We start from the raw sequence: 26,819 nt of genomic DNA on the forward strand, positions 1-26,819 counted from the left end.
ATCTTCACCTACCCGACCTTCCTTATTCCCTTCTGCACCTGGCTGCTGATGGGCTACTTCCGTTCGATCCCGTTCGAGCTTGAGGAAAGCGCACTGGTGGATGGCGCGTCGCGTTGGCAGATCCTCGTCAAGGTCATATTGCCGCTGGCGGTACCGGGATTGATCTCGGCCGGTATTTTTGCCTTCACTTTGTCGTGGAATGAGTTCATCTATGCACTGACCTTCATCCAATCCTCGGAAAACAAGACTGTCCCGGTTGGCGTCCTGACGGAACTGGTGCGAGGTGATGTTTTCGAGTGGGGCTCACTGATGGCAGGCGCACTTTTCGGGTCGCTGCCGGTCGTCATTCTCTACTCATTCTTTGTCGACTATTACGTTTCTTCCATGACCGGCGCGGTCAAGGAATAGCGGATACCCAGGAGCTCCTTGCAATGACGACTTCCCACACCCCGAAAAAACTTCGCTCGCAGGAGTGGTTTGACAATCCTGACAATCCGGGGATGACGGCGCTTTATCTGGAGCGCTACCTGAACTACGGTTTGACCCGTGCCGAGCTGCAATCGGGCAAGCCGATCATCGGCATCGCGCAGACCGGCTCCGACCTGTCGCCGTGCAACCGCCATCACATCGAGCTGGCGAAACGTGTGCGTGATGGCATCATTGCCGCTGGCGGGATTCCTTTCGAGTTTCCGGTGCATCCGATCCAGGAAACCGGCAAGCGCCCGGGGGCCGCACTCGACCGCAACCTTGCCTATCTTGGCCTCGTTGAAGTCCTGTTCGGCTATCCGCTTGATGGTGTCGTTCTGACTATCGGCTGCGACAAGACTACCCCGGCCATGCTGATGGGCGCGGCGACCGTCAATATCCCTGCGATAGCTCTTTCCGTCGGACCAATGCTCAACGGCTGGCACCGCGGCGAACGCACTGGCTCCGGCACCATCGTCTGGAAGTCACGCGAGAAGCTTACCTCGGGCGAAATCAACTACGACCAGTTCATGGACATCGTCGCGTCGTCGGCTCCGTCGGTCGGCTATTGCAACACGATGGGCACCGCGACCACCATGAATTCGCTCGCCGAAGCCCTCGGCATGGAACTGCCTGGCGGTGCGGCGATACCGGCGCCTTATCGTGAACGCGGACAGATTGCCTATGATACCGGCAAGCGCATCGTGGATATGGTTTGGGAAGATTTGAAGCCGTCGGATATCATGACCCGCGCGGCTTTCGAAAACGCCATCGTTATCAATTCGGCGATCGGAGGCTCGACAAATGCGCCGATCCATCTGAACGCCATCGCCCGCCACCTCGACATCCCTCTCAACAACGACGATTGGCAGGCTATCGGCCACGATGTGCCGTTGCTGGTCAACCTGCAGCCCGCAGGCGAATATCTCGGCGAAGACTATCACCATGCCGGCGGCGTGCCAGCCGTCGTCGCAGAGTTGATGAAGGCGCGCAAGCTGCCGCATCCGGGTGCGCTGACCGTCAACGGCAAGAGCATCGGCACAAACTGTGAAAATGCCGAAAATCTCAACACGGACGTCATCAAGACCTACGACGCGCCACTGAAGAAGAAGGCCGGGTTTATCAATTTGAAGGGCAACCTCTTCGATAGCGCCATCATGAAGACCAGCGTGATTTCCGAAGAGTTCCGCGAGCGCTATCTGTCCAACCCGGACGATCCGGAAGCGTTCGAAGGCATTGCCGAAGTATTCGACGGACCAGAGGACTATCATCATCGCATCGACGATCCGAAGCTTGCTCTTAACGAGAACAGCATTCTGATCATGCGTGGTACCGGGCCGATCGGTTATCCGGGCGCAGCGGAAGTGGTGAATATGCAACCTCCGGCTTACCTTCTGAAGAAGGGGATTCATGCACTGCCCTGCCTCGGTGACGGGCGTCAGTCCGGAACGTCAGGCTCGCCTTCCATCCTCAACGCTTCACCCGAAGCGGCGGTGAATGGTGGTTTGGCTCTGGTACGCTCCGGCGATCATCTACGGATCGATCTCAACAAGGGCACTGCCAATATTCTGATAGACGACGAGGAGTTGCAAAAGCGGAAGGACGATCTGATCGCGGCGGGCGGTTACAAATATCCGGCAAGCCAGACGCCGTGGCAGGAAATCCAGCGCAGTATGGTCGGCCAGCTCGATGAGGGCATGGTGCTGAAGCCAGCCGTGAAGTATCAGCGCGTCGCCCAGACCAAGGGTCTGCCCCGCGATAATCACTGACCTGGAGAGCAGGAAATATGGCGAATTCGATCAGGCGCTATGAGGGGCGGCACGCGGTCATTACCGGTGGCGCCTCCGGCATCGGCTTCAAAACCGCTGAGCGAATTGTGTCGGAAGGCGGCACGGTTTCCCTCTGGGATGTCGATGCTGCCAAGATCGATGAGGCGCGTGACGAACTTGGATCGTCGTCAACGCACGGTGTAACGCTTGACGTCTCGGATCCGGATCAAGTGGAGAAGGCTGCAAAGGAAACAGCCGAGAAACACGGCAAGATCGACATTCTGGTCTGCTCTGCCGGAATCACCGGCCCGAACGCTAAAGTTGCCGATTATCCCATCGATCAGTGGAAGCGCGTCTTCGACATCAACATCCATGGGCTTTTCTTCTGCAACCGCTTTGTCGTGCCCATCATGCAGAAGATCGGTTACGGCCGGATCGTCAATGTCGCTTCCATCGCAGGCAAGGAAGGTAACCCCAACGCCTCGGCCTATAGCGCATCGAAAGCGGCGGTCATCGGCCTGACAAAATCACTCGGCAAGGAGCTTGTCAGCGATGGCATCACTGTCAATGCGATTACCCCTGCCACGGTGGATACACCCATCCTCGAGCAGTTAAAGCCCGAATTCGTCGACTATATGCTCTCGAAAATTCCCATGCAGCGCTTCGGCAAGGTCGAAGAGCTGGCATCGTTGATCACATGGATCGCCAGCGAGGAATGCTCGTTCACGACCGGTGCCGTCTTCGATATTTCCGGTGGCCGTGCCACCTATTAGTCTCTCCAATCAAGAAAAGGTTATCCCATGAAACTCTTGCGCTATGGTCCTGTTGGTCAGGAAAAGCCCGGCCTTGTCGACAAGGACGGCAAGGTGCGTGATCTCTCCGCCCACGTCAAAGACATCGCAGGCGATGCGATTTCACCCGACGGCTTGAAGAAGCTTGCGGCTATCGACCCGGCAAGCTTGCCCGTCGTCAGCGTAGACCGCTATGGTCCCTGCGTGGCCGGCACCGGAAAATTTATCTGCATCGGCCTCAATTATTCCGACCATGCTGCTGAAACGGGGGCAACAGTGCCACCGGAGCCTATCATTTTCATGAAGGCGACTTCAGCGATCGTTGGGCCTAACGACAACGTTGAAATCCCGCGTGGCTCCCTCAAGACCGATTGGGAGGTTGAACTCGGCGTTGTCATCGGCAAGCACGCAAAGTATGTCGGCGAAGATGAAGCGATGGACCATGTTGCCGGCTATTGCCTGATCAATGACGTATCGGAGCGTGMTTTCCAGGCTGAACGCCAGGGCCAATGGACCAAGGGTAAAAGCGCTGACACGTTCGGCCCGACCGGCCCATGGCTGGTAACAAAGGACGAGATCGAAGATCCGCAGAACCTGAAGATGTGGCTCGATGTCAATGGCCATCGCTACCAGAACGGTACATCGGCAACGATGGTCTATGGCGTCAAGTATCTCGTGTCATACCTGTCGCAATTCATGAGCCTGCATCCCGGTGATATCATCTCGACAGGCACGCCTCCCGGCGTCGGCCTCGGGCAGAAGCCCAATGTGTTCCTCAAGGAAGGCGACGTCATCACGCTCGGCATCGAGGGACTAGGCGAGCAGCGCCAGGACGTGGTGCAGGGGTAAGGTTAGCCCTGACAGATCAGGCCGATTATCTCTCCCCTTGCGGGAGAGAAAGCGATTTCAGCATCTTAGCCCTTGCTAAGTGCTAGAAATCGCCAGAGAGGGGATTTGCAATTRTCGAACTRCCCCCTCTCTTGGATTTTCTAAGRATTTAGCAAAGAAGCTAAATYCAAGAAAATCCTTTCTCCCCCACYAAGGGGGAGATAAGCGGAGTCTTCCTCAATAATCCTTTTCGAAGAACAGCCCAGCGCCGGAATCGCCATTGGCTCCCACAGCGCCCTTGGCTTTCAGGTTCGGCGTAATATCGAGATTGATGGTGCCCTTGGTGGAACCCGCCGCGCCGGCCTCGACGCCCAGATAAACATTGTCGCGAATATAGCGGCCGGCGCGCACGCCGGCGTTGCCTTTGCTGTCAGTAACGACATCGAGGTCATCGAGCCCGGTGTTCTTGCGCAGACTGTCCAGCAATGATGAATTCGAACCACCGGCAAGCTCGGCCGCTGCCGCAGCGAGCCGTGCGACCTGGAATGCGGACAGTTCGCTGATCGAGCGGTTGAAGATCAACCGGGCCATGACCTCGTCCTGCGGCAATTCCGGCTGCGACGAGAAGGTGATTTGCAAGTCCGAAACGCGGCCTCTCACCATGACGTTCACAGTGATATCAGAGCCTTGCGTACTGGCGACAAAATTGATGTCCGGATCGAGATCGCCGACAAGTGTAACCTGACCTTCGGTGAAGGTGATGCGCTGGCCAAGTATGCCCAGCCTTCCTCGAATGAGATCGAATGCACCGACCGGCTGGACGTTCGTCGCCGGACCGGTGATCCGCACGGAACCGCCGATTTCCGCATCGAGGCCACGGCCCCGAATGAAAATTCTGTTGGGTGCCGTGACGTTTATATCAAGGCGTACCACGCTTGGACGCGCGGTTGGCGTTGCCACCTGCGGCTGGTCGGCCTTGGCGCGTTTCAACGTCTGCTCAACCGCCTTTGACGGATCCTTGTGCTTGACATCGATAACGGCAGAAGAGCCGCCAAAGCTTTCGGGCACGGTGATTTCTGCGCGGTCTATGTTGATGTTGCCGGAGATAACAGGATCGCGAGTGAGAGGACCCTTGATGCCGAGCGCGCCGGTCACAGTTGCCGCAACCAGAGTGCCATCCACATAGCGCGCCTTGTCCAGTTTGATATCGATATTGGCCGGAAAGTTGGCGGCCGCATCGGTCGAAATCGTCCCGGTTGCGCTGATGGTGCCACCAGTGGACAAGCTGGCATTGAACGTACGGATGTTGACTGTCGTCCCCTCCATGCTGCCGAGCAAGGTGATGCGCTGAAGGCGGAGATTGGCTTCTGGATCGACGACCTCGGCACCATTGGCTGAGAACATGCCTCTGATCTGCGGCTGCGCGAAGCTGCCGGATACGGATGCCGTCAGGTCGATGTTTCCTCTGGCCTGCGTGCCCCGATCCGCAAGAAAGCGGTTGGTTAACGACAAGGGAATATTGCCCGTGACGTTGATGCCGAGGCCCGACCCGGACACCGGAACATTGCCGCTGGCCGAAACCGTGAACCCTTGCGGGCCATCGACCTTGGCGGAAGAAAGCGTCAGTGTATTGTTGGCGAAACGACCGGCTGCCACAAGCTGCAACGGGCTCAGCCCCGCCTCCTGCAACGGCCTGGCGGAAAGTCCAGCGCCTTTCAGGTCGAACTCGGCATTGGGTCTTTGCAACGTACCGGTGACCCGGCCCCTGCCGGAAATAACGCCTGCAAGATTCTGGTTTTTGACGACGCCATTCAGGGCTGTCAGCGGGAAGCTCTTCAGATCGAAGTCAACGCCGAGTTGTCCTTGTGCCAGTGGCACCGAGCCCCTGGCTGAAGCATCCAGCCCACCCGCCCCGGTCAGGTGAGCATCGACATTGAGCTGGTCTGTGGTCGACGTGCCCTTGGCATCAAGATTGAGCGCGTCGAGTCCGGCTTTTTTCAGCGCTGCCGCAATGACCCCGCGGGCCTGCATATCGAAATTCACGTCGGGTCTTTGCCTGGTACCCCCGACCATGGCTGTGCCATTTATCTCGCCGCCAAGTCCAAGGTCAGGCTTGATCGTGTTAGCGATATCGAGCGGCAATCTCTGGATTGCAACGGCAAGATTGAGCGTTTCCGCCACTTCGCCGCCGACTGTAACCCTGCCCTGCCCAACGTCGAGCACGATATTGCCAAAGGACACATTGCTGCCGGCAACATTTATGGCGGCGGGCTGCACCAGCCCCGCAGCGAGCGCGCCGCGGGTAAGTTCGGCATTGGCCAGCGACAGCAGATAGCCCTTGTCCGTTGGCTGCAAGGCGCCCCGAAGTGACGTCCGTGCTCCATTGTTTAGACCGGCGTTGAGCTTGAAATTGGTAGTTTTGCCATCCTGCGTTGCCTGAGCGTCAAGGTTGTTGACCACGATGCCCGAGGCCGAGACATCTGATGCAGTCACGGTGCCGTTCGCGGAAGGAACCTTGAAAATGTCCTGCGCGGCCAATGCGATCGCTGCCTTGCCGACGACGATGTCGTTGGCCTTGAGATTGTCGATCTGACCCTTGATATCGACGTTCTGTTTCTCGTCGTCATGCGAAAGGGCAATGGTGGCATCGGCCTTGCCAGTCGCCTCTACCAGGAAAAGCGCTGCAGCCGTCGAGACGTCGCTGGAGGCAAGCGTCAGATTGCCGTTGTAGAGGCCTTGTTTCGACTGTGTAACATCGCCACGCAGCCGGGTGCCGCCTGCGATGAAGGAGATGTTGGTCAGCCGTTTTTCGTCCTGATGCAGCGCGATTTCCGTCGCAAGGTCGGCGCGGATGCCATCAAGMAAGGCAAGCCCCGAGACCTTGCCATCGACGATGTCCTTATAGAGCGTACCGTTGAAGGTCAGATCGCCCTGCGTCAGCTTGCGGCCGGAAAGTGTTCCTTCGGGAACCCCGGCATTGAAAGCGAGGGCGATGATATTGTCCTGGCCGCGCGCGCTGCCTTTGACCTTCAAAGCTCCGCCTGCCTTCTCGGAAAGAAGCGCGAGATCGGTGAGGTCGAGGCCGAAATCGAAGTTCGCGGCACCCGTCGCGAAAGTTCCGTTGGCCGTTACCAGCGTTTGCGGATTTTCGACCCGGAAGTTCTTCGCGCTCAGCCCGGCTTCGCCTCGCGCCACCCCGCCAGTGATCCGCGTCTCACCCGCCAGCACCTTGTCTGCCGCGTCTATACCAAGCTTCATGCCGGTAGCATGGCCATCGAGCATAAGGTCGAAGCCCCCGGTAAGCGCTGCTACAAGGCCATTGGCCTTGAGGTCGATCGCCCCGGCGAGATCACGCCCCGCCAGCGCCGAAAACGGCGCGAGGCTCGAAGCCTTGAGGAAAATGTCGCCCCTGTAGGCAAACTTGTCGATGGTACCGGCCAGAGCCGTGCTGAACCCGTTTGCTGCAATCAAAGCCTGCTTCAGATTGACGGGCGTTCCGGCTTTCCAGTCGCCGTTGATCTTAAGCTGGATCAATTCCCCCAACGCTTCGGCGATATCGGCGCGCGTGGCCGTGATACCGGCGACTTCGCCATTCACATCATAGGTCAGCGAGCGCGCCGTGGGATTGTCGATGTCCTCCGCGAGACCTTTAGCGACGAGATTGATGGATTTCGAGGCAAAGCTATCCGTGGTGAAGTTGGTCACTTCGACGGTGCTCGACCAATCATTGTTGGTACTGGTGCCGAAACCAACCGCCAGCACTGCCTTGTCGACCGTCGTTTGCCCACCTTTGACAGGCAAAATCACCTTCTTGCCGGTCGGATCGGCGATTGTCGCATCGACCTTCAAGCGTTTCAGAAAGCCGTCATTTGTCGTTTCGCCATTTGCATCGAGCACCAGAGCATTGCTCTTTATGTTCAAGCGGTCCAGCCCCACGCCGCCGGCGTCGCGCATCACACCGTTGACGATCAGTGTCGTTTCATTGCCGAAGAAATCCCGAAAAATCGGCGGGATCAGCGCGGCGATTTCACCGTTGAGATTGGTCTTGAAACCGAGCCCGTCACTCTGCCGATCGAGTTTCGTATCGCCGGTGAGCACCCGCTTGCCTGCCGCGTCAAGGGTCAGTTGTAACAGGAGATCGCTGAGCGGGCCCGAGCCTTTCAATGCGAGAGCAACCGGCGGTTTGCCTTCAATGTTGAGGAGGTTGGCAACAATACCGTTTTGCGGCTCATTCAAGGTCAAGTCGAGATCGAGTTGCTGACTTTGATTGGCATAAGCAGCCTTGATCCGGAATTCGCCACCCGGTCCATCAAGGCGTTGCACCTGCAAGTTCGAATCCAGTGACCCATTTTCGAGCGTCAGATTGCCAGCAAGGGAAATTTCGGACTTCAGACCAAAAACACCATCACCAAAAGCGATGCGCCCTATATTCAGCTGCTGCAGAATCACCGCCAGCGGCAGTTCCGGCAGGCTGAAACCCTTGGCCTCCGGAGAAGGCAGGCTTTCGTCTGGCAACGGCTTGCGCAGGATATCGATACGATCGGCGGCGAGCGTATTGATATCCAGGCGGCCGCGCAGCAATGCAAGCCGGCTCCAGACTATCCTGGCATTGGTGACCCTCAGCCAGACGCCTTCGCGGTCGGCAACCGTGATGCTGCCTATGCTGGCTTCGGAGGAGAGAACGCCCTGAATGCCGGAAATGACGATCTGCCGGTTCGGTGTAGACAGCTGATTCTGTACGAAGCTCAGGAAGAAGGATTTCTCAGCTTCGGCGCTCGCAGAATCCTGAGCCTGCGCATCTGGCGCGAGGATTGGACTCATAAAGAGCAGGAGAAAGAGAGCTGCGATAATCCGGGTCAAAACGCCTGTCCTATGCCAACGTAGAAAGCAAAATCGGGATCGTCGTTCGTTCGATCGAGCGGCACCGCGAAATCGAGCCGTATCGGACCGAGGCCAGTATTATAGCGCAGACCAGCACCGACGCCGAGCCGCATCTGATCGGCGAAATCTGGAAACGACTCTTCGCCAACATAACCTGCATCGACAAAGCCAACGACGCCGATCGTATCTGTCATGCGGATGCGCGCTTCGACCGAGCTTTCGACCAACGAGCGGCCGCCAATGACAAATGTCTCGCCATCGCGGGTCACGTTGACGCCGACGTTGCGATAGGCATAGCCGCGGATCGAGCCGCCACCACCGGCAAAGAACAGCTGGTCCGGCGGCAATTCAGAAACCTCGGCGCCAACGATGGAACCAAGCTTCAGGCGTCCAGCAAGAATAAAGCGGTTGTCGGCATCGAAACTGTAATAGGTGCGGCCTTCGGCGGTGAATTTGGTGGCGAAATTGCCGTACTCGAATTCATAGAATGGCGAAATCAGTCCCTCGAGAAAATAGCCTCGTGACGGATCGACCTTGCTGTCGCGGCTGTCATAGGTGAGACCGCCGAGGAGGCCGGCAGTCAAGAAATCGCGCTTGCCGAAGAAATCATCGTCAAAGCGGGACTTGGAAACAATCGCGCTAATCTTGCCGGTCAGTTCGTCAGAGAAAATCTGAGTGAAACCCGCTTCGGCAGTGATCGAGGTCTGGGTATAGGCATCCAGAACCTCCCGTCTGCCAATCAGCGAGGAAAAGAAATCCGTATCGGGTGTATAGACGCCGGGTTTGGTGAAGGTCACCCCCAGCGTGTAATTATAGTCCTCGGGACTATAGGATTGTGCGCCAATGCCACCGATCTTGGCATCGAAGCGCAGCCGCTCGGCACGTCCGAAAAGGTTGCGGTGAAGCCAGTAGGCATCCAGACCTGCACCGTCCAGCGTCGAATATGATCCGCCGAGGCCGAAGCGCCGCAGCTTCTGTTCCTGAACGGCGACCGTGATCGGCAACAAACCGTTATCAGTAATCGCGTCAGCTTCTTCGATGCGGGCGGAACGGAACACTTCGAGGCGCGACAGACGCTTCTTTGCCCGCTCGATTTCGTCTGGGTCGTACTCGACGCCCGGTTGCAAACCAGTGATGAAGGCGACGAACTCCGGATCCATGCGCTCGGTGCCGGTCACCCTAACGGGACCAAAGGCAGCGCGACGGTCGGGATCGACGTCGATCGTTGCGTCGACTTTGTTGTTGTCGTGGTCCGCAAGGACGTTGCGCGATACGATCTTCGCTTTCGGGTGGCCCTGCTCGCGCCACGCATCGACGGCAAGCCGTTCCGCCTTGACGATCGCCGTTGACCTCGCGATATCGCCGGGCGCAAATCCCTGCTTTTCCGGCCGGTCAACCATGTCCTTCCGGTCGAGTGTGGGCGGAGCCATGTTCTCGACACGGGCAGTAGCAAACAGGAACTGCGGTCCGGGATCGACGGAAATCATCACGGGTGCCGGGTTGGCCAGATCAGCGTCAATTGGAATATCGCTCGCCTCCCGTCCATCGACCTTGATGCTGATCGTGCCGCCATAACGGCCCTCCGCATACAGCGCGCCGAGGATGCGGCGATAATCGCCACGCGCCTTGGCCAGCAACCCAGCAGCTCCCGAAGCAGGCTTGTCCTTGTCTGCGATGAGGCTGGAAGCCCCTTCGACCAGCTTTCTGGTGTCTTTATCTTCGTCCGAAGCAATTTCGACGGTGTATTTGTGTGGATCGGCGATCACTGCGTCAGCATCGGCATCTTTCTTGGCACCCCAAAGATGAATGCCGAAAAGATCGAATGCATGGGCGGGCGAAACGAGCGCCGTACAAGCCAAAAGGGCTGCACCAAACAAACTGGCCTGTGGGCGCTTAAAGTCCATCAACCAGTAAAATCCTCAACTCAGAGACACACACATACGCCGCGGATACGGAGAAACCTTACCTGCGATCGATAAAATTCGCCTCCCGAGCTTAAGAAAACGATAACATGAGGGGATATGCAGGCCAACCCGCAATGGTCGAATGCGGGTTTTGCAAGTACCCGGTTGTGGCAGTACGGCCACAAAAACGCCCCGTATGGGGCATGAGAGACATCACGTTTTGTTAGGACGCTGTAACGTGTCGCCTGATTCACGCGCAATTGCGCTGCGCGCGCAAGCAAATTAGGCTATGGAGATCAGACTTGACCTCCGGAGTGAATTCTTATGAAACCTGTGTTCCTGCAGCTGCAATGCTTTCCCGGTAAAACCTATGAGGTGGCTGCTGCACTTTTCGAACGCGAAATCGTCTCCGAGCTTTATTCGACCAGCGGCGACTACGACCTGCTGATGAAAATCTATATTCCCGAGGATCAGGACGTCGGCAAGTTCATCAACGACAATGTGCTCGATATCGCCGGTATCGCCCGATCGTTGACGACGATGACCTTTACAGCGTTCTGAAMCGAGACATTACGCCCCGTTTTATTCGCCAATGACCTTCCCTATGTAATCATTGGAAATAAAACTGCCCTGTTGGGCAACAAACCTCCATTCTTTTGCCATGGAAGTGGTTTTTCTATAAAGATACTTCCTCAGCAATTTATCATCAGGAATTACGCAGATGCCGCCCTATCGTTCACGTACAACCACTCATGGCCGCAATATGGCAGGAGCTCGCGGGCTCTGGCGTGCAACCGGCATGAAGGACGAAGATTTCGGCAAGCCGATTATTGCGGTGGTGAACTCTTTCACACAGTTCGTGCCCGGCCATGTTCACCTGAAGGATCTCGGCCAGCTTGTCGCGCGCGAAATCGAAAGTGCGGGCGGCGTTGCCAAGGAATTCAATACGATCGCTGTCGATGACGGTATCGCCATGGGCCATGACGGCATGCTCTATTCGCTCCCCAGCCGTGAGATCATCGCCGATAGCGTCGAGTATATGGTCAATGCCCACTGCGCCGACGCGATGGTCTGCATCTCCAATTGCGACAAGATCACCCCTGGAATGCTGATGGCAGCGCTGCGGCTGAACATTCCAGTTGTGTTCGTTTCCGGGGGACCCATGGAGGCCGGCAAGGTCATTTGGGACGACAAGGAAAAGAAGCTCGATCTGGTCGATGCCATGGTTGCTGCCGCCGATGACCGCATCTCCGATGAGGAGGTCAAGGCAATCGAGCGCTCAGCCTGTCCGACGTGCGGCTCCTGCTCCGGCATGTTCACGGCAAACTCGATGAACTGCCTGACCGAGGCGCTGGGCCTTTCATTGCCCGGCAATGGCTCGACGCTCGCAACCCACGCGGATCGGCGCCGTCTCTTCGTCGAGGCCGGTCACCTCGTCGTGGACCTTGCGCGCCGCTATTACGAACAGGATGACGAGACTGCCCTGCCGCGCTCCATCGCGTCATTTGCCGCGTTTGAAAACGCCATGACGCTGGATATCGCCATGGGCGGGTCAACGAATACGGTGCTGCATCTGCTTGCGGCCGCGCACGAAGGCGAGATCGATTTCACCATGGCGGATATCGACCGCCTGTCCCGCCGCGTGCCGGTTCTTTGCAAGGTAGCGCCCGCGGTTGCCAACGTTCACATGGAAGACGTCCATCACGCCGGTGGTGTCATGGGCATTCTGGGTGAACTCGACCGCGCCGGGCTGCTCGACACATCGGTTTACTCGGTGCATGCGGCCAATCTCGGTGCGGCGCTCGATCGGTGGGATGTCGTTCGCAGCAAGAACAAATCCGTGCATGATTTCTTCATGGCGGCGCCTGGCGGTGTGCCGACGCAGGTCGCCTTCAGCCAGGAGCGCCGCTTCGCCGATGTCGATCTCGACCGTGAAAAGGGTGTCATCCGCAACTTGGAACACGCTTATTCAAAGGATGGCGGGCTCGCGGTGCTCTATGGCAATCTCGCGGAAGATGGCTGTATCGTCAAAACCGCTGGCGTCGACGAGTCGATCCTGAAATTCTCCGGTCCTGCCCGCATTTTCGAAAGCCAGGACAGTGCAGTCCTCGGTATTCTGAATGGCGGCGTCAAGCCCGGCGATATCGTGCTGATCCGTTACGAAGGTCCCCGCGGCGGACCGGGCATGCAGGAAATGCTCTATCCGACCAGTTATCTGAAATCCAAAGGCCTGGGCAAGGCCTGTGCTCTTGTCACGGACGGACGTTTCTCCGGTGGATCGTCAGGCCTTTCCATCGGTCACGTCTCGCCGGAAGCGGCGGAAGGCGGGTTGATCGCGCTTGTCCATGAGGGCGATATCATCGATATCGACATCCCCAACCGCAAGATTCACCTTGCTGTCGATGATGCTGTCATTGCCGACCGCCGTGCTCATATGGAAGCCAAGGGCACCACCGCCTGGAAGCCGGAAGAAAAGCGCAAGCGCAAGATCACCACTGCGCTGCGGGCCTATGGCGCCATGGCGACAAGTGCTGCCCGGGGTGCCGTTCGGCAAATTCCAGATCATTGGGAGTAAACGAATAGAGTGACGCTCGGTCCCTCCCCCCAAGGGGGAGGGTTTAAAGTAGCGATTACTTCGCGGCGTCCGTGATTTTCGTCGTCCAGGCACCTTCGGGCTTTTTGGTGATGACCGGATCAGAACCACCGCCGAGCAGTGTCTCGACCGTGCGCTCCGCCGCCGCTACGTCGAGCACGCCATCGGAACCCTCCGTGAGTTTGTTGATCTCGGCGACCATGCGTTTCTGGTGCTTTTCCGTCTGGGCGCCACTGGCGTCATTGTCGAGCACGATGGTCGCGGCTTCATCCGGATTGGCGCGCGCATAGTCCCAGCCTTTCATCGAAGCCTTGACGAACTTCGCAAGCTTTTCGACCATTTTCGGATCATCCAGGCTCCTCTGCAGGACGTAGAGACCATCCTCCAGCGTCGCCACCTTCTCGTCCTCATACTTGAACGTCACAAGCTGATCGGCAGGTATCCCAGCGTCGATCACCTGCCAATACTCGTTATAGGTCATGGTCGAAATGCAATCGGCCTGCTTCTGGATCAGCGGATCGACATTGAAGCCCTGCTTCAGGACTGTCACGCCGTCTGGTCCACCATCGGTCTTGAGACCTAGGTGGTTCATCCACGACAGGAACGGATATTCATTGCCACCGAACCACACGCCGAGCGTCTTGCCTTTGAAGTCTTCCGGCTTGGTGATACCGGTCTCCTTGCGGCATGTCAGCATCATGCCGGATCGTTTGAACGGTTGAGCGATATTGACGAGCGGCAAGCCCTTTTCGCGTGTCGCCAGTGCCGAAGGCATCCAGTCGACCACAACATCGGCGCCACCGCCCGCGATGACCTGCGGTGGAGCAACATCGGGCCCGCCTGGCTTGATTTCCACATCCAGCCCGGCTTCCTCGTAGAAGCCTTTGTCTTTCGCCACGTAGTAACCGGCAAACTGGCCCTGCGTGACCCATTTCAGCTGGAGTACCAGCTTGTCCGCGGCAAGCGCCGAACCGGCCATCAAAGTCATGGCGGCTAACCCCAGCGAAAATGCAATTTTGTTTTTCATGCTTTAGTTCTCCTCTGTTCTTGTTTTTAGGTTCGATAGGAAGGATGCCAGAAGGTGACAGCCCGTTCGATGAGTGTGATCAGTCCATAGGATAGCGACCCCGCGAGGGCTGCAACAAAAATTTCTGCCCAGACCATATCGACATTCATGCGCCCAACCTCAACCGAGATACGAAAGCCCATGCCGACGATAGGGGAGCCGAAGAATTCGGCGACGATCGCACCGATCAACGCCAGCGTCGAATTGATCTTCAAGGCGTTGAAGATGAACGGCATGGCTGCAGGCAGGCGCAGCTTGAACAAGGTCTGCGTGTAGCTCGAACCATAGGTGCGCATGAGATCGCGTTCCATCGCACCGGACGCGGCAAGACCTGCGACGGTGTTCACCAGCATCGGGAAAAACGTCATGATGACGACCACTGCCGCTTTCGATTCCCAGTAAGAGCCAAACCACATGACCATGATCGGTGCGATGCCAACGACGGGAAGCGCTGCCACCAGATTGCCGACCGGCAGCAGGCCCTTGCGCAGGAAAGGAACGCGGTCGACGACGATAGCCGCCAGAAAGCCCGAACCGCAGCCGATCACGTAGCCGGCGATGGCAGCCTTCAAGAAGGTTTGCTGGAAGTCTGCCCAGAGCGTCGGCACCGATCCGGCAATCCGCGCTGCGATCATTGAAGGCGGCGGTAATAGTATTGGCGGCACGCCAAAGCCGCGGACCGCGATCTCCCAAAGGATCAGCAACCACGCTCCGAACAGAACCGGCAGCACAAGGTTGACCATTCGTTGCGCAGCCAAGGATTTGGGCCGCAGCACAGCCAGTCTCTGCACAGCGAGCCACGCCAGCAACCACGCAGCGATCACCATACACCAATAGCCGATCGCGGGAGCCGCCATCGCAAAGGAGCCAAGCAAGCCGATCAGGAAGATTGCCACCAAATGGACCAGCACGAGCAGGGCGATCAGAGAACTGTTCAAAGCAGAAGCGAAGAGCGCCAAGGCGGACGCCGCGAACAACAAGGCAGGCGTTGCGAAGAAGAAGACTCCCGGCGCGTCGGCGCCTGTCGGCAGCACCAATGACGCCGCTGCGAGCAGGAAAGCGACAATTGCCAGCGGCGAACGCTTCATGCCCGCGCTCCCATGCGCCGGTTTACGAATGTAGCGATCAGCCCGATCAGGCTAACGAGAACCGCTGCCATCAGCGCTGCCACAATCAGCGCCGCCCAGATCTGAACGGTCTGGCCGTAGTAGGATCCGGCAAGCAGCCGCGCGCCAATGCCGGCCACTGCGCCAGTCGGCAATTCCCCGACAATGGCGCCGACGAGGCTGATGGCGACAGCGATCTTCATCGACGTGAATAGATATGGCATCGAGGCCGGCCAACGCAGCTTCCAGAACACCTGCGCCTTTGAGGCATTATAGGTGCGCATCAGGTCGAGATACATGATCTCGGGCGACCGCAGGCCTTTCACCATGCCTACGGCGACAGGAAAGAACGACAGGTAGGTCGAAATCATCGCCTTGGGCAGTAGTCCGGTAATATTTACAGCGTTGAGCACAACGATGATCATCGGCGCGATTGCGAGGATCGGCACAGTTTGTGACGTGATGATCCACGGCATAAGGCTTTTGTCGAGCGTGCGCGAATGGACAATGGCGATCGCGAGAAGAATCCCGAGAAGCGTTCCTAGGCCAAAGCCAAGCAGCGTCGATGAAAGCGTCACCCAGCCATGGTAGACGAGGCTGCGCTTGGATGTGGGGCTGATGTCGAAGACAGTCTTGCGGATTTCCGCCGCCACCTGATGCGGCGCCGGCAGGACCGGACGTTCCTGCGCCATGGTGTTCGCAATGAGCTGGCTTGTCGAAATCGTCGTATTCGCCCGCGCAGCCTGATCGCGTTCGAAAGGTGCATTGAGAATGACAGTGAATACATACCACAGTGCAAGAATGCCAACCAGCACAGTTCCCACCGGGATGACGCTGTTGCGGACGAAGTTCATGGCGTCGTCTCCGAGCCGACCGGCTGCCAACGATAGAGGATGTCGGGGAGTTTCTCCTCGTTATCGCCCTCGGTACGGCGTATTTCCTTGAACCCCTCGCGCTCATAGAAGGCCTGAGCATCGCGGTTTGCGACGAATGCCCATAGTTCAACCGGACCGCCAGCCTCTTTCTTCGCATGATCGAGGAGCGCTTTACCGACGCCTGTACGACGTTCGCTTGCGCGTACATAGAGCGCACTGACGGTGTTGTCCGGGGCCAGCGCAACCATTCCAGCAACGTGATTGTCATTCTCGGCCACAAAGACCTGGAACCTCGAGAAGACAGTATCGCGATAAAACTCTGCGACATCTTCCTTCGGGTGAACGCGCGGCATCCATTTCGTCGCATCGATCCACGCGTTGACGATTTCCGCGCATTCGGACATGTCGCGCAGTTTGGCGGCACGAATGATCATCATGTGCCTCGCTGTAGCGTCATAGATGCGCCTGGTCGTAGGAATGGCCGTGGCGCAGACCTTCGCGAACGCGATGGGCAATTTCGAGGAACTCTGGCGATTCACGAATGTCGAGCGTACGTTCCGAGCCGAGATTGCAGTCGATGACCTCGTGAATGCGTCCTGGACGCGGGCTCATTACAACGATCTTCGTGGACAGGAATACAGCTTCGGGGATGGAGTGGGTCACGAAGACCACGGTCTTCTGCGTCTTCGCCCAAAGCTTCAACAACTCCTCATTGAGGTGATCGCGGACAATCTCATCGAGCGCACCAAAGGGCTCATCCATCAGAAGAAGGTGGGGATCAAATGAGAGCGCGCGGGCGATGGAGGCACGCTGCTGCATGCCGCCGGACAATTGCCATGGAAACTTCTTCTCAAAGCCTGAAAGATTGACCAGTTCCAGATTCCTGGCGATACGGTCCTTCCGCTCCGCCTTCGGACGGCCCATTACCTCAAGCGGCAAGGAAATATTGCCGGCGATCGTCCGCCACGGATAAAGCGCGGCCGCCTGGAACACATAGCCATAGGCACGTTTTTGCCGTGCTTCGGATGGCGTCATGCCGTTGACGGAGATCGAGCCGGATGTCGGCTGCTCCAGATCGGCGATCACACGCAGCAGCGTGGTCTTGCCGCAGCCGGACGGGCCGATGAATGAAACAAATTCACCGCCATCAACAGAGAGATTGATATTGGACAAGGCGTTGACGGGCCCATCATTGGTTTCGAAAACCAGTGAAAGGTCTTTGACGTCGATCACGTTTTTGGCCGCTTGTGGCATTGTTTTCGCCTTGGGTCGGAGCGTGACGACGGACATGAGCCTATACACCTGCCGGAATGTTTTTCGGATTGCGATCCACTTTACGCGGAGCCGTCAATTCCTTCCAAGTGGAAAGTGCGCGGTTTTGAGATGGGTTAGCTTCGCGTTCAACGAAACGTCCGCTGCCAGTCGGCGCCAATACTTCGCCGTCCTTGTAGGCGATGTTTCCGTGCGAGAGTGTCATGCGCGGGAGGCCGGTAACCTCAATGCCTTCGAAGACATTATAATCGATGGCTGATTTCTGGGTCTTTGCCGAGATGACTTTTTTCGCTTTGGGATCCCATATGACAATGTCCGCATCAGAGCCCGGAAGGATCGCGCCCTTTCGGGGATAGATGTTGAGTATCTGCGCAATATTCGTCGATGTTGCAGCAACAAACTCGTTCGGCGTCAGCCGCCCCGTAAGCACGCCTTTCGTCCACAGCACGGGCATGCGGTCTTCGAGCCCGCCCGTTCCGTTGGGAATCTTGGTGAAATCGCCGACACCGAAACGCTTCTGCTCGGTCGTGAAAGCGCAGTGGTCCGTGGCGACGACCTGCAGGCTGCCGGAAGCCAGGCCGGCCCACAAACCGTTCTGATTGATCTTGTCCCGGAACGGCGGCGACATGACGCGACGCGCGGCATAGTCCCAGTCTTCGTGTTTGTACTCATTCTCGTCGAGAACGAGATGCTGAATTAGAGGCTCGCCGTAGACGCGCATCCCCTTGGCTCTCGCACGGCGAATGGCTTCATGCGATTGTTCGCAGGACACATGAACGATGTAGAGCGGCACTCCCGCTTGATCAGCGATCATAATCGCACGGTTGGCGGCCTCGCCTTCGACCTCCGGCGGGCGTGAATAGGCGTGCGCCTCTGGTCCGTTGTTGCCTTCTGCGAGCAGCTTCTGCTGCAGGTGGGCAACCACGTCGCCATTCTCGGCATGAACGAGCGGCATGGCACCGATCTCGCCACAGCGCAGGAACGAGGCGAACATCTCGTCATCGTCCACCATCAGCGCACCCTTGTAGGCCATGAAGTGCTTGAAGGTGTTGATGCCGCGCTCGACCACTTTCGGCATCTCGTCGAAAACCTGCTTGTTCCAGCTGGTGATGGCCATGTGGAAAGAATAGTCAGTGCGTGCCTTGCCCGCTTTCTGGAACCAGTCTTGCAAGGCGACCAGCAGACCATCTGACCCCGGAAGGACGAAATCGACGACCATCGTTGTTCCGCCCGCCAGCGCCGCTGCAGTGCCTGTATCAAAATCGTCGGTGGAATGCGTTCCCATGAAGGGCATTTCGAGATGGGTATGCGGATCGATACCGCCCGGCATCAGGTAGCAGCCGGTGGCATCGATAATCTCATCGCCGGAAAGGTCCGTTCCAATTGCAGCGATAACCTCACCGTCGATCAGCACATCCGCTTTGTAGGTGCGGTCGGCAGCGATGATTGTACCGCCCTTGATCACTTTCGTAGCCATGTGTCCGTTCCCCTTTTTGGTTTTTTTGCCGAACATGTCGCTGTCTGTTTGGGCTATCGGTCAGGCTTGGATCTCCGCCTTCTCCAGAACCGCATGCAACAGGACATCGGTGCCGGCAGCAGCCCATTCCTTTGAAATATCTTCGTCCTCGTTGTGGCTGAGTCCATCGACACAGGGACACATCACCATCGACGTTGGAGCGACACGGTTGATCCAGCAGGCATCGTGCCCCGCGCCGGAGACAATGTTGCGGTGGCTGTAACCAAGCCGCTCTGCAGCATTGCGTACCGCGGTCACGCAACCTTCGTCGAAGGTCACCGGATCGAAATGCCCGGCCTCTTCGATCAGGATCTCCAGTCCGAGCTTCTTGGCGATCATCGGCGCCTTATCCTCAATCTCCGTCTTCATGGCCGTCAGCGTCGAAAGATCCGGAGAGCGTATATCAACCGTAAATACGACCCTGCCGGGAATGACATTGCGCGAGTTTGGATAGACATCGATATGGCCAATTGCGCCGACCGCACTCGGCTGGTGCGCCATAGCTACAGTGTGGACGAGTTCGGTGATACGGGCCATACCAAGCCCGGCGTTCTTGCGCATCGGCATCGGCGTCGAGCCTGTATGGCTTTCCTTGCCAGTCAGTGTGATCTGCAGCCACCACAGTCCCTGCCCGTGGGTGACCACRCCGATATCCTTGCCCTCGGCTTCGAGGATCGGCCCTTGTTCGATATGCAGTTCGAAGAGCGCGTGCATCTCGCGCGCACCGACCTTTTCATCGCCCTTCCAGCCGATGCGCTCAAGCTCGTCACCGAACTTCTTGCCCTTGGCGTCTTCGCGATTGTACGCCCACTCCTGATCGTGAATGCCGGCGAAGACACCCGAAGCCAGCATGGCCGGAGCAAAGCGCGTGCCCTCCTCATTGGTCCAGTTTACGACGACTATCGGATGCTTGGTCTTGATATTGAGATCGTTGAGCGTGCGGATCAGTTCGAGCGCGCCGAGCACACCAAGCACGCCGTCATACTTTCCGCCCGTCGGCTGGGTATCAAGGTGACTGCCGACATAGACCGGCAGCGCATTGGGATCGGTCCCCTCGCGAGTAAAGAACATGCTGCCCATGGTGTCGACGCCGATGGAAAGGCCTGCCTTCTCGCACCAGGACTGGAACAGGCGGCGGCCTTCGGCGTCTTCATCCGTCAAGGTCTGGCGGTTGTTGCCACCGCGCAAGCCCGGCCCGATCTTGGCCATCTCCATGAGGCTGTCCCAGAGACGGTCGCCGTTGATACGGAGATTTCCTGTCAGCGCCATGCTCAGAGTCCTCAATCGAGATTTTTCAAAACGTCGGCCAGCGTGTCGAAGAGGTGCTCGATCTGCCCCTTGCTGATGATCAGCGGCGGGGAAAGCGCGATGATATCGCCAGTGGTGCGGATCAGCACGCCCTTTTCATAGGCCTTGAGGAACGCCTGGAAAGCCCGCTTGGTTGGTGCACCTTCGATCGGCTCTAGCTCAATAGCACCGATCAGTCCGAGGTTTCGGATGTCGATGACATGCGGCAGGCCCTTCAGTGCATGCAGCGCATCCTCCCAGTAACTTGAAATCTCGGAGGCGCGGGTCAGAAGGCCTTCTTCTTCATAAGTGTCGAGCGTTGCTAGCGCCGCCGCACAGGCGACGGGGTGGCCGGAATAGGTATAGCCGTGGAAAAGCTCGATCATGTTTTCCGCGCCCGTCATGAAGGTTTCGTAAATCTGCTTCGATGCGAATACCGCGCCCATCGGGATGACGCCGCTGGTGATGCCTTTTGCCGTGGTGACAAGGTCTGGAACGACCCCAAAATAATCGACCGCAAACGGCGTACCGAGACGGCCAAACCCGGTGATGACCTCATCGAAAATCAACAGAATATCGTGCTTGGTGCAAATCTCGCGCAGGCGCTTCAAATAGCCCTTCGGCGGGATGAGGACACCGGTCGATCCGGCGACTGGCTCAACGATAACCGCCGCAATGTTGGAAGCGTCGTGCAGCGCGACCACCTTTTCCMGGTCATCGGCAAACTCGGCGCCATATTCCGGTTCGCCGCGCGTATAGGCATTGCGCGCCAAATCGTGCGTGTGGCGGATATGATCGATACCGCCGAGGGCATTGCCGAACGCTTTGCGATTGCCGGAAATGCCGCCGACCGAAATACCGCCGAAGCCGACGCCGTGGTAGCCGCGCTCGCGGCCGATCAACTTGACTTTGGTGCCATTTCCCTTGGCGCGATGGTACGCCAACGCAATCTTCAACGCCGTATCAACCGACTCCGAACCGGAATTGGTGAAGAACACATGGTCCAGCGGCGACGGCAGCATCGCAGCGAGGCGGGCGGCGAGCTCAAATGCTTTCGGATGACCCATCTGAAACGCCGGAGCATAATCGAGCTCGGCGACCTGCTTCTGCACGGCCTCGACGATCTTCGGTCGGCCATGACCGGCATTGCAGCACCACAGCCCAGCGGTGCCGTCGAGTACCTCGCGACCATCATGGGATTTATAGTGCATGTCCTTGGCGCTGACCAGAAGACGAGGATTTTCCTTGAACTGGCGGTTTGCCGTAAATGGCATCCAGAACGCCTCAAGGTTATTGGTCCCGTATGCCGCTTTAGACATTGTGAAGCCTCCGAAGAGCGGATGTTACCGCTTGTTTTGTGTTCCCGAATGATTGAACTTGCAGCACAATCAAAAACTTGACTACTTGGTCAAAACGCAGGCTAGAAGAGCATAGGAAGACGGTCAAGCGCTTTATAAGTCTTTAGAGCAGTTCCCGGATGCGACGAAAAGGCCCGTCTGGGCAAATAAGAGAGGGACGCTAGGAATGGCGAGGGCGGCGAGGAAAAAACTGAAAGAAGCGCCGGAAAAGACGACGCGGATTCAGGAAATCAACCGCCGACTCATCCTCGACGCGGCGCTCGACGTCTTCTCGACGTATGGCTTCCGCGGCACGACGATCGACCAGATCGCCGAGCGAGCCGGCATGTCGAAGCCCAACCTGCTCTATTATTTCCCGCGCAAGCAGAACATCTATGTGACGCTGCTTGAGGAAACGTTGACTGAATGGCTGGCGCCGCTTGCCGAGATCGATGCGGAGGGCGATCCGATCGAGCAATTGCGCAAATACATTACTCTAAAGATCAACATGTCCGAGACCCATCCGGAAGCGTCGCGGTTGTTCGCCAACGAGATTCTGCATGGAGCGCCCGCCATCAGCGATTTTCTCACCAAGTATTTGAAACCGCTGGTCGACGAGAAAGCGGGCGTGATCCGTCGCTGGGTCGGTGAAGGCAAACTCGCGCCAGTGGATCCATATCACCTCATCTTCATGATATGGGCAACGACACAGCACTATGCCGATTTCGACGTGCAAGTTCGCGCGATCATGGGCAGCCAGGTCGGTCGTCCTGGTTTCAGGGAGCAAACCGCTCAGGCAGTGTTGAGCATTATTTTAAACGGAATCAGGCCGCGAGATTAGCGCGGCGAGCACAGATCCGTTATGAAGGCGCCCCCGCCCTTGGCATTTGCAGTCAAGCTGGGCTAAACGTTCACCTGCTCCACGCACTGAACGAATAATTTGAGGCGTCTATGGCCGATCAGGGTCAAAAAAATCGACCAGATCCGGATAAATTGCTGCAACTTGCCGCTCGCGAAACGCGCGGCAAGTTGACTGTATTTCTGGGCGCTGCCCCAGGTGTGGGTAAGACATATGCGATGCTGCTTCGAGCGCGCCGTCTGAAGGAGGATGGCGCGGATATCGTAATCGGCCTGGCCGAGACCCATGGCCGGGTCGAGACGGCCGGACTGCTCGATGGGCTGGAAGGCATTCCGCGCAAACAGGTCAACTATCGGGGCAAGGTACTGGAGGAGTTCGATATCGACGCGGCGATTGCCCGCAAGCCGAAGATTCTTGTTGTCGACGAGCTTGCCCATAGCAATGTACCGGGCAGCAGGCATCCGAAACGTTATCAGGATATCGAGGAACTGCTTTGGCAGGGCATCGATGTCTGGACGGCAATGAATGTCCAGCATTTGGAAAGCCTGTCAGATGTCGTCACCAGCATTACCGGCGTGACTGTTCGGGAGATCGTGCCGGATGTCGTTCTGAAGCGAGCCGACGATGTCTTGCTTGTCGACCTGCCGCCGGCAGAACTGATCGCACGCCTGAAGGAGGGCAAGATCTATCTGCCAGGAAATGCCGAGCGCGCGGCAGAGGGTTTCTTCAAACCGGCTAATCTGACGGCGCTCCGCGAACTGGCGCTCAGGCGCACAGCGGATCGCGTCGACGACCAGATGATTGATCTGTTGCGGCAGAACGCGATCGAAGGGCCGTGGGCGACAGGCGAACGGCTGCTCGTCTGCGTTGGTCCCGACAGCCTTTCCGAAAAGGTCGTTCGGACGGCCAGCCGCCTTGCATCAGGATTGAATGCCCGCTGGCTGGTGGTCTCGCTGACCCAGACCAACGATGCTGGTGGCGAAACCAGCCAACGCCTCGACAAACTTCTAGACCTGGCGGAACGGCTCGGTGCGGAAACGCGGCGGGTGATCGCACACGATTTCGTCGAAGAAATTTTCCGCATCGCCCGGCGCGAAAACGTCACGCAGATCGTTGTGGGTCGCCCGAAGTCAGCGCGGTTCGCCAATCCTTTCCGGCGTTCGCTGCCCGACGAGATCATTAAGCGTTTCACCGATATTGGCGTGCATATCGTCACTGGCGAGGAACAGGGCACCCCTTACGTGCCGCCGTCGATGCGCAAACGTACCCGGCTCGAACTTGCTAAGGCAATTGCGCTTCCCATTGTGGCGACGGGTGTGACCACACTGCTTGGTCTCGCCGCCAGCGACATCGTTCACGCTCAAAATTTGTCGATGCTTTTTCTTGTCGCCGTCATTCTATCGGCAATGATCTGCGGACGGCTTTCGGCGGTGATCGCAGCTGGCCTCGCCTTCGTTTTCTACAACTTCTTCTTCCTTGAACCGTTGCATGATCTGAGCATTGCAAAACCGCACCAACTGTTCTCATTGATCATCTTTCTCGGCGTTGCCTTGATGATCGGGGATCTTGCCGGTCGCCTGCGCGACCAGGTCGCCCGATCGCGCAACCAGGCAAAGAATACGCAGGCGCTCTATGAATTTTCGCGCAAGCTCTCCGGCACGGCGCGGCTCGACGATGTTCTGATTTCCACCGCCACGCATTTGCACTCGACCTTTGGAACCGGTGTTGTCATCCTGATGCCTTATGACTGTGAGCTTTCACTGCAGACGGCGTGGCCGYCGGATTTGACGTTGGGTGGTACGGACATGACTGCAGTACGCTGGGCTTACGAGAAGAATGAGCGCGCGGGGTCCAACACAGCAACGTTGCCGCAGATCGGATGGCAGTTTCTGCCCATTCTTACTTCGAATGGAGTGGCCGGTGTGCTGGGCCTGTCCACGCAGGATCGTGCTGCACTGAGTGAGAACGACGACCGGATGCTCACCGCGATTCTCGATCAGACTGCCATCGCCATCGATCGCGCACAGCTCGTGCGGGAAAATGCTAAAACGACTGCATTGCAGGAAAGCGATAAACTGCACACGGCACTGTTTTCATCTCTTTCACATGATCTGAAAACGCCGCTTGCCTCGATTACCGGCGCGGTTACGACGCTGCGGCAGTTGGGCAGCCGCATCAAAGCCGATACCCGTGACGACCTGTTGCTTTCCATCGAGGAAGAAGCCGGGCGATTGAACCGCTTCGTAGCCAACCTGTTCGATATGACGCGGATTGAGGCCGGTACCCTCAAAGCCAACAATCTTCCCGTCGATGCGGCCGAAATTATATCGTCTTCCATTCAGCGCACCAAAAAGCTCAAACCCGGTATTGCTATCGACACGAGCATCGCCCCGGATTTGCCCATGGTGAACGGCGATGCTTCTCTACTCGGCCAAACCCTGTTCAACCTTTTGGACAATGCGACGAAATATGCGGGGGATGGTCCGATTGCCGTCTATGCAAAGCAGGATGGTCCGGAAGTTGCCATCAGTATCACGGATCAGGGAAGGGGCATCCCACCCAAGGATCTCGACAAGATTTTCGACAAGTTCTACCGGCGCGTCAAAGGCGACGGCCGCGCGCCGGGGACAGGGCTGGGCCTTTCCATCTCTCGCGGTTTTATTGAGTCCATGGGCGGTACGATCAAGGCAGAAAGCCCCGCCATTCGCAAGCGCGGAACGCGGTTCATTATCCGGCTTCCTGTCGCCAATCCTGACGAGACGATGACATGAACCAGCATCGTATTCTGGTTGTTGATGATGAGCCGCAGATCCAGCGTTTTCTAAATCCTGCCCTCACTGCATCGGGCTACGAGGTGATCCTGGCTTCTACCGGCGCCGAGGCCGAGCGGCTGGCCGCGACCAGTGCGCCGGATTTGATCATCCTCGACCTTGGCCTCCCTGACAAGGACGGCAAGGAAGTGATCGAGACGGTACGTGCGTTTTCCGAAGTGCCGATCATCGTTCTGTCGGCCCGTGACCGCGAGGCCGAAAAGATCGCGTCCCTCGATCTCGGTGCCAATGATTATGTCGAGAAGCCCTTCGGCATTGGTGAGCTGCTGGCGCGTATACGCACAGCGCTACGCCAGCACGTAGCCGGAACAAGTGTTCCTTCACGATTCGAAGCGAATGGACTCGTCGTTGACATGGTCAAGCGCGTTGTCACCCGCAACGGCGAGGAAGTGCATCTGACCCGCAAAGAATACCAATTGCTCGTGCACCTGGTACTACATGCGGGCATGGTGGTCACGCACCGTCAACTCCTCGCCTCGGTCTGGGGCGCTGCACATGTGCACGATTTGCAATATTTGCGCGTCTTCGTTGGCCAGTTGCGTGCCAAGATTGAAGACGATGCCAACAACCCGCAATTCATCCGCACCGAAGCCGGTGTGGGCTATCGGTTCATCGCGGAGTGAAATGAGTTGCTCTATCCCTGCGTCGAATTGTACGCACCACCGTCGAGCAACAGGTTCTGGCCGACGATAAAACCGGAATACTGGCTGCATAGAAAAGCCGCGGCGGCCCCGAATTCCTCTGCTGTTCCGTACCGCCCCGTGGGGTTTTCCGCATAGGCTTCGGCGCGCGCCTCTTCGATGGAAATACCCTTGGCTTGCGCCGTGCGCTCCAGAAAGCCCTTGGTCCGATCCGTATCATGCGATCCGGGAAGAATATTGTTGATGATCACGCCATGCTTGGCCACTTGCCGCGCCGTGCCGGCAACGAAACCGGTCAGGCCATTGCGTGCAGCGTTGGAAAGCCCAAGCGAAGAGATCGGAGATTTCACCGAGCCCGACGTGATATTGAGCACGCGCCCCCATTTCCGCTCGATCATGCCGGGCAAGATCGCGTTCATTAAAAGGATCGGCGTCAGCATATTGTTGTTGATCGCCTTCAGCCATTCCTCTTCGCCCCACTCGGACCAGTTGCCCGCTGGCGGACCACCAGCATTGTTGACGAGGATATCCGGTTGCGGTTCCGCCTTAAGCAGTGCGTTGCGCCCGGTCTCCGTCGTCACGTCCTCGGCAACGATCTGAACCTTGACGCTGTATTTGTCCGCAATCTCATTGGCCGTGGCGCGCAACGTTGCCTCGGTGCGTGCATTCAGCGTCAAGTCGACGCCAGCCTCGGCCAGTTTTTCTGCAACGCCGCGACCAAGTCCCTTTGAACTTGCGCAGACGATGGCGCGCTTGCCTTTGATACCCAGATCCATGATGTCCTCGCCGGTTGTTCCA

Annotated in this window: 20 protein-coding genes; 9 read left to right on the forward strand and 11 right to left on the reverse strand. The window is 57.7% G+C overall.

Features of this window, described 5'->3' with window-relative positions:
* The 4 genes from ACXJ5O_RS00475 to ACXJ5O_RS00490 form a co-directional block, all read left to right on the forward strand.
* Positions 1-408 (forward strand): carbohydrate ABC transporter permease (locus tag ACXJ5O_RS00475; RefSeq protein ID WP_457298154.1); only part of this gene is annotated, 408 nt, incomplete at its 5' end.
* Positions 409-431: 23 nt separating this feature from the next.
* The gene (locus ACXJ5O_RS00480) at positions 432-2,234 is read left to right on the forward strand and encodes an IlvD/Edd family dehydratase (RefSeq protein ID WP_457298155.1); all 1,803 of its coding nucleotides are present in this window, start codon (positions 432-434) and stop codon (positions 2,232-2,234) included.
* Positions 2,235-2,251: 17 nt separating this feature from the next.
* Positions 2,252-3,007, forward strand: a complete 756-nt coding sequence (locus ACXJ5O_RS00485; RefSeq protein WP_457298156.1) for an SDR family NAD(P)-dependent oxidoreductase — start codon at positions 2,252-2,254, stop codon at positions 3,005-3,007.
* A gap of 27 nt (positions 3,008-3,034) precedes the next feature.
* Positions 3,035-3,874 (forward strand): fumarylacetoacetate hydrolase family protein, encoded by an 840-nt coding sequence (locus ACXJ5O_RS00490; RefSeq protein ID WP_457298157.1) that lies wholly within the window; start codon positions 3,035-3,037, stop codon positions 3,872-3,874.
* A 216-nt stretch (positions 3,875-4,090) separates the two neighbouring features.
* On the opposite strand, the gene ACXJ5O_RS00495 is transcribed toward ACXJ5O_RS00490, so the two are convergent.
* Both ACXJ5O_RS00495 and ACXJ5O_RS00500 read right to left on the reverse strand, forming a co-directional pair.
* Complete coding sequence (locus ACXJ5O_RS00495; RefSeq protein ID WP_457298158.1) at positions 4,091-8,713, reverse strand: translocation/assembly module TamB domain-containing protein; 4,623 nt, start codon at positions 8,711-8,713, stop codon at positions 4,091-4,093.
* Positions 8,710-10,638 (reverse strand): autotransporter assembly complex protein TamA, encoded by a 1,929-nt coding sequence (locus ACXJ5O_RS00500; protein WP_457298159.1) that lies wholly within the window; start codon positions 10,636-10,638, stop codon positions 8,710-8,712. Before ACXJ5O_RS00500 ends, ACXJ5O_RS00495 begins: the two co-directional genes overlap by 4 nt.
* A 324-nt stretch (positions 10,639-10,962) precedes the next feature.
* Here ACXJ5O_RS00500 and ACXJ5O_RS00505 point away from each other — a divergent pair, with 324 nt between their 5' ends.
* Entirely contained in the window at positions 10,963-11,199 is a 237-nt protein-coding gene (locus tag ACXJ5O_RS00505; RefSeq protein WP_114429844.1) for an Lrp/AsnC ligand binding domain-containing protein, read from the forward strand.
* Between the two features lie 160 nt (positions 11,200-11,359).
* Positions 11,360-13,213, forward strand: coding sequence for a dihydroxy-acid dehydratase (gene ilvD / locus ACXJ5O_RS00510; protein ID WP_457298160.1), 1,854 nt, complete (start codon positions 11,360-11,362; stop codon positions 13,211-13,213).
* A 55-nt stretch (positions 13,214-13,268) separates the two neighbouring features.
* Here the strand turns inward: ilvD and ACXJ5O_RS00515 are convergent, their stop codons facing one another.
* From ACXJ5O_RS00515 to ACXJ5O_RS00550, 8 genes are read right to left on the reverse strand one after another with little or no spacing between them, the layout of a single operon-like run.
* Positions 13,269-14,258 (reverse strand): ABC transporter substrate-binding protein, encoded by a 990-nt coding sequence (locus ACXJ5O_RS00515; RefSeq protein ID WP_457298161.1) that lies wholly within the window; start codon positions 14,256-14,258, stop codon positions 13,269-13,271.
* Positions 14,259-14,284: 26 nt separating this feature from the next.
* Positions 14,285-15,385, reverse strand: a complete 1,101-nt coding sequence (locus ACXJ5O_RS00520; RefSeq protein WP_457298162.1) for an ABC transporter permease — start codon at positions 15,383-15,385, stop codon at positions 14,285-14,287.
* The gene (locus ACXJ5O_RS00525) at positions 15,382-16,257 is read right to left on the reverse strand and encodes an ABC transporter permease (RefSeq protein WP_457298163.1); all 876 of its coding nucleotides are present in this window, start codon (positions 16,255-16,257) and stop codon (positions 15,382-15,384) included. Before ACXJ5O_RS00525 ends, ACXJ5O_RS00520 begins: the two co-directional genes overlap by 4 nt.
* Complete coding sequence (locus ACXJ5O_RS00530; RefSeq protein ID WP_457298164.1) at positions 16,254-16,715, reverse strand: N-acetyltransferase family protein; 462 nt, start codon at positions 16,713-16,715, stop codon at positions 16,254-16,256. The genes ACXJ5O_RS00525 and ACXJ5O_RS00530 overlap by 4 nt, the downstream gene beginning before the upstream one ends.
* Positions 16,716-16,731: 16 nt before the next feature.
* The gene (locus tag ACXJ5O_RS00535; RefSeq protein ID WP_457298165.1) at positions 16,732-17,532 is read right to left on the reverse strand and encodes an ABC transporter ATP-binding protein; all 801 of its coding nucleotides are present in this window, start codon (positions 17,530-17,532) and stop codon (positions 16,732-16,734) included.
* Between the two features lie 40 nt (positions 17,533-17,572).
* Positions 17,573-19,027 carry a dihydropyrimidinase gene (gene hydA, locus ACXJ5O_RS00540; RefSeq protein ID WP_457298166.1) on the reverse strand — a complete coding sequence of 485 codons (1,455 nt, stop codon included), beginning with the start codon at positions 19,025-19,027 and terminating at the stop codon, positions 17,573-17,575.
* Positions 19,028-19,087: 60 nt separating this feature from the next.
* On the reverse strand, positions 19,088-20,335 hold the full coding sequence (locus ACXJ5O_RS00545) for a Zn-dependent hydrolase (RefSeq protein WP_457298167.1): 1,248 nt from the start codon (positions 20,333-20,335) through the stop codon (positions 19,088-19,090).
* Positions 20,336-20,346: 11 nt separating this feature from the next.
* Positions 20,347-21,672: an aminotransferase class III-fold pyridoxal phosphate-dependent enzyme gene (locus ACXJ5O_RS00550; protein WP_457298168.1), complete on the reverse strand. Its 1,326-nt coding sequence runs from the start codon at positions 21,670-21,672 to the stop codon at positions 20,347-20,349.
* A 205-nt stretch (positions 21,673-21,877) separates the two neighbouring features.
* Here ACXJ5O_RS00550 and rutR point away from each other — a divergent pair, with 205 nt between their 5' ends.
* The 3 genes from rutR to ACXJ5O_RS00565 all read left to right on the forward strand — a co-directional run bounded on the left by rutR (position 21,878) and on the right by ACXJ5O_RS00565 (position 26,003).
* A complete protein-coding gene (gene rutR / locus ACXJ5O_RS00555; RefSeq protein ID WP_457298169.1) occupies positions 21,878-22,531 on the forward strand; it encodes an HTH-type transcriptional regulator RutR in 654 nt (217 codons plus the stop codon).
* Positions 22,532-22,641: 110 nt separating this feature from the next.
* Positions 22,642-25,320 (forward strand): ATP-binding protein, encoded by a 2,679-nt coding sequence (locus ACXJ5O_RS00560; RefSeq protein WP_457298170.1) that lies wholly within the window; start codon positions 22,642-22,644, stop codon positions 25,318-25,320.
* The gene (locus ACXJ5O_RS00565; RefSeq protein ID WP_457298171.1) at positions 25,317-26,003 is read left to right on the forward strand and encodes a response regulator; all 687 of its coding nucleotides are present in this window, start codon (positions 25,317-25,319) and stop codon (positions 26,001-26,003) included. The genes ACXJ5O_RS00560 and ACXJ5O_RS00565 overlap by 4 nt, the downstream gene beginning before the upstream one ends.
* A gap of 11 nt (positions 26,004-26,014) precedes the next feature.
* Here ACXJ5O_RS00565 and ACXJ5O_RS00570 read toward each other — a convergent pair whose 3' ends face one another.
* A complete protein-coding gene (locus ACXJ5O_RS00570) occupies positions 26,015-26,797 on the reverse strand; it encodes an SDR family oxidoreductase (protein ID WP_457298172.1) in 783 nt (260 codons plus the stop codon).
* Between the last annotated feature and the right edge of the window lie 22 nt (positions 26,798-26,819).

This window comes from Phyllobacterium sp. P5_D12, from assembly GCF_054049495.1.